Raw genomic sequence first — 3626 nt, 5'->3', positions numbered from 1 at the left:
CCCTACGGGCCTTCGGCCCTCCGTGCGCGGTCGCCTTCGGCGACCGGCGGACCCGCTCCGCGTGTCCGTGACCTGACCTTCGGTCAGGTCGTCCCGGGCTTCGCCCGGGCCTGTCGGTCACTCCGCTTCGCTCCACTCCCTCCAGTGGCTGATGTCCATTCAAGTCGTTGATCTGGGATTTTGGCTGAACTTAAGGCGGGCTGACTAGGGGAAGGGGTGGGTGCCGGGGTGCGTGCGGGTTGGCTTCACTCTTGTTGAATTGGTCTAGACCATGGTCCAGACTGCTGTTTCGATCCCATCGCCGGGTGGGGTGCGCTACCCTGGCAGGGTGAGCAACGGTCCCCGATGTATCAGTCTTGGAGTGTCGGAGGATCCCGCCGGAAGCGGGGTTCGGATCCGAGCTTTTCGGGTATTCGCCGGTCTCCTCGGCCGGGGACTAATATCCTGCCGGATGGCCGCTTCAATCGGGCTTGTATTCCGGTCAGCTGGATTCCTTTGCCGGTCCGTCGAATGTATCAGTAGGGCACTGTCAGCATTTCCCGCGTGGTCCCTGGTGTGGGCTCGGGAATGGGTGAGGGGAGACACGTCTTCGTGAACGTCGTAAAGCCCGGCCTGATGGCCGCTCAGGCAACCTCCGGCATCTCACTGCGCGGGCACCAGGAGGAGGCGCTGGAGGCCATCGTTCGGGGCCTGACGCCCCGTCCGGGGCACCCGGCTCCGAACGGGCTGCGGGTGACGGTGCAGATGGCTACCGGCTCCGGCAAGAGCTACGTCGGGGCGGCGGCCGGCCAGAAGCTGGTGCCTCGCGGCGTGGTCCTGGTCGTCGTGCCGACGCTGGACCTGCTGGTGCAGATGATCGGTTCCTGGCGGGCGGCCGGGCGCTCCGGGGACATGCACGCCATCTGCTCGCTGGTCGACTCCGAGCTGCCGTACGGGGTGATGGCGAGCACCAGCCCGCTGATGATCGGCATGTGGCTGGCCGGCGCCGCCAAGCGCCGCCGGCCGACCACCCTGTTCACCACCTACACGTCGGTTGGTGCGGTCGAGGACGCCTACACGTACTGGGCCGAGCGTCAGGGCGAGCTGCTGCCCCCGCTCGGGCTGATGGTCTGTGACGAGGCGCACCGCTCCTCCGGCAGTGTGGAGAAGACCTGGACGGTGGTGCACGACCAGGCCGCCATCCCCGCGGAGCGCCGGCTCTACATGACGGCGACCCCGCGGATCTGGGCGCCGCCCAAGCGCCCCGTCAAGGGCCGTGAGGGGGCCTTGCAGCCGCTGCCGGAGGAGCTGGCGGTGTCCATGGACGATGTGCGGATCTACGGGCCGCACGTCTACTCCCTGGGCCTGGCGGAGGCCATCGACCGCAAGCTGTTGGCGCCGTTCGAGATCGTGGTGTTGGAGCTGCGCGACCCGCTCGGCGACCGCCAGGGGGCCGAGCGGCAGGGTGTGCCGTGGGGTCCGGGCGTCGGCGAGGAGAGCGACGGGAGCGAGGACGAGGTGCCGGCCGCGCGCATCGCGGCGATCCAGGCCGGGCTGCTCAAGACCGCCGTCGAACGGGACCTCCGACGGTGCATCACGTTCCACAACCGCACGATCGAAGCCCGGTATTTCTCCGAGACGCTGAATCAGACGGCCGAGAAGCTGCACTTCGAGAACCCGCAGAAATACCCGCCAGAGATCTGGGCGCAGTGGCTCTCCGGCGAGCACGAGATCGACTACCGCAAGGAGCTCATCGGGGACTTCGGAAAGGGCGAGGAAGACGACGGACTCAAGCACAGGATCTTCAGCAACTGCAAAGTCCTGGGCGAGGGTGTCGACATGCCGAATGCAGATTCGGTACTTCTGCAAGGCAGGGGCAGCATGGTGGATATCGTCCAGGCCATCGGCCGAGCCCTGCGCATGCAGCCCGGCGAGGGGAAAACCGCGAGCCTGATCGTACCGGTCTTCCTCAAGCCCGGCGAGCAGCCCGGGGACATCCTGGCGTCCGATTCCTACGGCCCCCTGGTCAAGATCCTTACCGCGCTGCGCAGCCACGACGCCAAGGTGGTGGAGGCCTTGGCGGTACCGCAGAAGTCCGGCAAGCGGACCCAGGGGCGCAGCGCTGAGGCTGCTGTCGGTCCTGGTGAGAGCGGTGGGGGTGTGGGTGGGTCGGGGGCGTTCACGTTGCCGGTGCGGTTCCAGACGCCGGTGGACGAGAACGTGCTCGCGCTGTTCATCGCGTCCCGGGTCCTGGTTGGTGAGACGCAGCTGTGGCGTGAGGGGATCGGTCACGCCCGGCGGTGGTTCGAGGAGACCGGCGGGCTTGACGTCCCTTATTCCGAATTGGTTGGAGAAAACGGGAATTACCCGCTCGGAAAGTGGCTGTCGGACCGGCGTGGCGAGAATGCGAACGGAGAACTGGCGCCATACCGGGTGGAGATGCTGGACGCGCTCGGGATGATCTGGTCCGTGAGCGACGCCCGGTTCGAGGCCGGATTGGACTGGGCGCGGGTCTGGGCGAAGGGCCACGGCGGGTCGCTGGCGGCGCCGGCGCGGGCCTCGGTCGGCGGGTACGCGATCGGGACGTGGCTCTCCGAGCTGCGGGCCTCCGCCCAGGTGCCGGCCGGGGAGCAGGGCGCGCTGTCGCCGGAGCGGCGCCGCGCGCTGGAGGAGATCGACCCCTTCTGGTGCCCGGTGTGGCCGGTCACCTGGCAGCGCGCCTACGCCACCGCCCGGCAGTGGTGGCTGGAGGCTGACGGGCGGGTCGACTGGGCGCAGCTGCCCGCCGACGTCGTGTTCGAGGGCGAGCAGCTCGGGCGGTGGGCGTGGGCGCAGCGGGCCGGTTGGCCGGGTCTGGAAGCAGACCAGCGGGACCTGCTCGCCGCGATCGGCATCGAGGAGGACCCGGAGCTCGTCGCGGCGAAGGCCGCCGCCGAGGCCAAGCCCAAGGTGTCCCGCACCGACCGGTTCCAGCTCCACCTGACCGCGCTGGCCGAGTTCGTCGAGCGGGAGGGCCACGCGAAGGTGCCGCGCGGGTTCAAGACCACGGAGGGGTTGTCGCTGGGCGCCTGGCTCAACAACACCAAAGCCCGCCGGGCCAAGCTCAGCGAGGAACAGATCGGGCAACTGGAAGCCCTGGGCATCGCCTGGTAGACCCGGCCCGATCACGCCGCGGCGTTGCGCACGGGGCTGCTTCGTGACAGTGCCGCCTGTAGGACCGTCACCGGCGGCGCTTCGCCCGCGGCAGCGGAAGTCAGGAAGGTTCGGCGCAGATGCGCCGTCAGGTGTTCCGGTACGGCCGGGTAGAAGCGTCCGGAGAGGTAGCCGTCCGGGCGGATCAGGAGCGCCTCGCCGTCACACGGCGCATAGGCGTCGCGGAACTCGCCCGCCGCGTCGCGAACCCGCGGCGGGCGCAGGCCGACCGGGCGGGCGTCCTGTGGTACCTCTGCGGCGGTGACCAGATAGGCGTCGAGCAGGCCGTGGGCGGCGCGATGCGCCTCGGCGGCGCAGGCCTCGAGTCGGGCGGCGCCGTCGCCCGAGGCGTGCTCCGATCCCACGAACAGCAGCAGTACGTGCCGCGGGGTGCGCAGCAGGTCGAACAGCCGCCGCGGATAGGCGGCGAGGTCGCTCAGCAGGCCGCGGCAGTC

Annotated in this window: 1 protein-coding gene and 1 pseudogene; one reads left to right on the top strand and one right to left on the bottom strand. The window is 69.5% G+C overall.

All coding sequences use genetic code 11. The features are described 5' to 3' along the window. Nucleotides 1-591: 591 nt before the first annotated feature. Nucleotides 592-3132 carry a Helicase associated domain protein gene (locus ACFC1R_RS38670; RefSeq protein WP_375946406.1) on the top strand — a complete coding sequence of 847 codons (2541 nt, stop codon included), beginning with the start codon at nt 592-594 and terminating at the stop codon, nt 3130-3132. Nucleotides 3133-3143: 11 nt separating this feature from the next. Here ACFC1R_RS38670 and ACFC1R_RS38665 read toward each other — a convergent pair. Further along, nucleotides 3144-3626, bottom strand: a pseudogene (locus ACFC1R_RS38665) (hypothetical protein); the annotation flags it as partial.

The sequence above is a fragment of the Kitasatospora sp. NPDC056138 genome, assembly GCF_042264695.1.
Classification (GTDB): domain Bacteria; phylum Actinomycetota; class Actinomycetes; order Streptomycetales; family Streptomycetaceae; genus Kitasatospora.
Note: the sequence above shows the minus strand (reverse complement) of the source record. Positions and strands in the feature narration are given on the sequence as shown.